At 72.9% G+C, this 3,163-nt stretch carries 2 protein-coding genes; both read left to right on the top strand.

Going from position 1 to position 3,163, the window contains the following annotated elements; genetic code table 11:
* Positions 1-139: 139 nt before the first annotated feature.
* Entirely contained in the window at positions 140-1,393 is a 1,254-nt protein-coding gene (gene purD / locus OO70_RS50095; RefSeq protein WP_043688170.1) for a phosphoribosylamine--glycine ligase, read from the top strand.
* 301 nt (positions 1,394-1,694) lie between these two features.
* Positions 1,695-3,163 (top strand): M48 family metalloprotease (locus OO70_RS50090; RefSeq protein WP_234337151.1); only part of this gene is annotated, 1,469 nt, incomplete at its 3' end.

Here is a 3,163-nt window from a genome sequence, read left to right as displayed (position 1 = left end):
TTTAATGATACGGCGACCACCGAGATCTACACGTAAGGAGTCGTCGGCAGCGTCAAGATGTGTATAAGAGACAGCTCACACCCGGCCCCAACCCCAACCCCGACCACCCCCACCCTCACGGTGTCCTAGGCTGACCCCCGTGAAGGTCCTCGTCATCGGTACCGGTGCCCGCGAACACGCCCTCTGCCGTTCCCTGTCCCAAGACCCCGACGTCACCGCGCTGCACTGCGCCCCCGGCAACGCCGGCATCGCCGAGGTGGCCGAGCTGCACCAGGTCGACGCCCTCGACGGCGCAGCCGTCACCACGCTGGCGACAGCGCTCGGTGCCGAGCTGGTCGTGGTCGGCCCGGAGGCCCCCCTCGTCGCCGGGGTCGCCGACGCCGTACGCGAGGCGGGCATCCCGGTCTTCGGCCCCTCCGGGGAGGCCGCGCAGCTGGAGGGCTCCAAGGCATTCGCCAAGGAAGTGATGGCGGCGGCCGGTGTCCCCACCGCCCGCTCCTATGTCTGTACGACCCCGGAAGAGGTCGACGAGGCTCTCGACGCCTTCGGTGCGCCGTACGTCGTGAAGGACGACGGACTGGCCGCCGGCAAGGGTGTCGTAGTGACCGACGATCTCGACGCGGCGAAGGCGCACGCCAACGCCTGCGAGCGGGTCGTCATCGAGGAGTTCCTCGACGGCCCCGAGGTGTCCCTCTTCGCGATCACCGACGGCGTCACCGTCGTACCGCTCCAGCCCGCCCAGGACTTCAAGCGCGCGCTCGACGGCGACGAGGGCCCGAACACCGGCGGCATGGGCGCGTACTCCCCGCTGCCGTGGGCCGACCCGAAGCTGGTCGAGGAAGTACTCCAATCCGTCCTGCAGCCGACCGTCGACGAGATGCGCCGCCGCGGCACCCCCTTCTCCGGCCTTCTCTACGCCGGTCTCGCGATCACCTCGCGCGGTGTGCGAGTCATCGAGTTCAACGCCCGCTTCGGCGACCCGGAGACCCAGGTGGTCCTGGCCCGCCTGAAGACCCCGCTGGCCGGCGTCCTGCTCGCCTCCGCGAACGGCACCCTCGACGACCTGGCCCCCCTGCGCTGGAGCGAGGACGCGGCGGTCACCGTCGTCATCGCCTCGCACAACTACCCCGACACCCCGCGCACCGGCGACCCGATCACCGGCCTCGACGAGGTGGCGGCCCAGGACGCCCCGTACGCGTACGTCCTGCACGCCGGGACCAGGCACGACGGCGACGCGGTCGTCAGCGCGGGCGGCCGCGTCCTCTCCGTCACGGCGACCGGCGAGGACCTCACCCAGGCCCGTGAGCGCGCGTACGCGGCCGTGGCCCGGGTCCGTCTCGACGGCTCCCAGCACCGCACGGACATCGCGGCGAAGGCGGCGGCGGGCGAGTAACCCCAAGCGCTTCCGCGCACCGATAAACCCGACAGGCCCCGATTCCGTCTCAGGAGTCGGGGCCTGAACCTTGCCCTCACCCTTGCCCTCCGTCATCCAGCTTTCCCCTGAGCCATTCCATCGAGTGACCGATGCCCCATCCGGCTGACGGGGACCGGGGCCCCAACTATGGTGCGGCGCAAGCGTTCCGGCACTTGGCCCACCGGCATTGCGATGTCAGTGGTGGGTGCCACAGTGGGGGAGTGAGCAACGCCAGCAGAGCGGGACAGCACGGAGGGGGCGAGGTCCGGTCGTGACCGGTATGGGTGTGGGTGTGGAGGCGGGCGCGCAGGCGGCGCGTTCCCGGGCCTTGGCCGTGCTGCGGATCCGCAGCCGGACGCTGGCCGTCGCCCTGTTGCCCGCCGCCGTCGCGGTGATCCTGCTCGCCGGCGGTTCGACCGGCCATCTCATGGGCCGGGGCTGGGACCTCTCCCGCTGGATCATGGGCGTGGCCGCGGTCGTCGTGCTGCTCGCGGCGGGCGTCATCGCGCTGGTCGTCGCGCGGTCCCGCCCCGCTGTCAGTCCTACGGTCGCGATCGCCGAGGAGTCGGCCCCCGACCTGTACCGCATGGTGCGCGACCTGGCCGACCGCCTCGACGTCCCCGCGCCGTCCGCGATAGCGCTCACGCCGGACTGCGACAGCTGGCTGGAGGACCGTACCCACCCGGCCCACGGCCCGCCCCCGCAGGAGAACCGCGACGAGATCACCGGCGTACGGAGCCTCACCCCGGCGCGTTCGCGTCGTACGGCCGCCTCGCCCGTCCTCGTCATCGGCTCCCCGTTCCTGTGGTGGATGCGGGTCGGTGAGCTGCGCGCGGTGCTCGCCCCGGTCGTCGCGGGTACGGGCCCCTCCGCGCACCCGGACATAGCCGCGGCCCGCCGTTTCGTACGGGGCTTGGACGCGGCGGTGGCCGTGACCTCGGCACCCCGCGGTCCCGTCTTCCGCGCGGCGCTCGCCGGTGTCGGCTGGGTCGCCCGGCTGCTGCTGCGCAGTTGCCGGGGGCACGCGACCGAGATGGAGCGGGGCGTGGCCGCCGCTGCCGCCGAGCGCGCACAGGCTGTGGACTACGGCCTGCGGATCGTCGCGCAGGAACAGGTGGGCCTGGCGTACGCGGGCTGGGACCGGCTGCTCACCCGGGTCGCGCTGCCCGCGTGGCGGATGGGCCGCTGGCCGTCCCGGCTGGACGCGGGCGTCGTAGCGGCGCTCACGGAGCTGTCCCGCCGCGACCGCCTGGCCGAGGGCTTCGCCTCCCGGCTCGGCGAGCGCCCCGCCTGCGACCTGCTCGAAGAGCCCGGCACGATCGACGAGGCGACCTCGCTCCTCGCCGCCCGCCTCTTCCACGGCGGCCCCGCCGAGGCCGGCCCCGACTGGGCACCGGTGGACTGGCAGGAGTACCCGGAGGAGGTCGTCGACCGCAAATGGCGCACCGACGCGGCCCGCCTCCACCGCGTCCTGGACACCCTCGGCGTCCGCCGCGCCCCTGACTCCACCGTCACCCCCCACCACGACGCCCCGACCCTGGCCCGAGTGGTGGACCACTTGACGGACCCGACGGCGGAGGGACGGTACGGAGAGACGGACGCGGCCGACGACGGCGCCGGGATCGACGTAACTGCCGGTTCCCTGACTGCTGTTGACCTGGACGAGGCCGCCGCAGACGACGCCGCCGAGCACGCCCCCACCCCGCACGACCTGTCTCTTATACACATCTCCGAGCCCACGAGACAGGC

The sequence above is a fragment of the Streptomyces xylophagus genome (genome assembly GCF_000716435.1).
GTDB classification, from domain to species: Bacteria; Actinomycetota; Actinomycetes; order Streptomycetales; family Streptomycetaceae; genus Streptomyces; species Streptomyces xylophagus.
The sequence above is the reverse complement of the archived record's forward strand: the minus strand, read 5'-3'. Positions and strand labels throughout refer to the sequence as shown.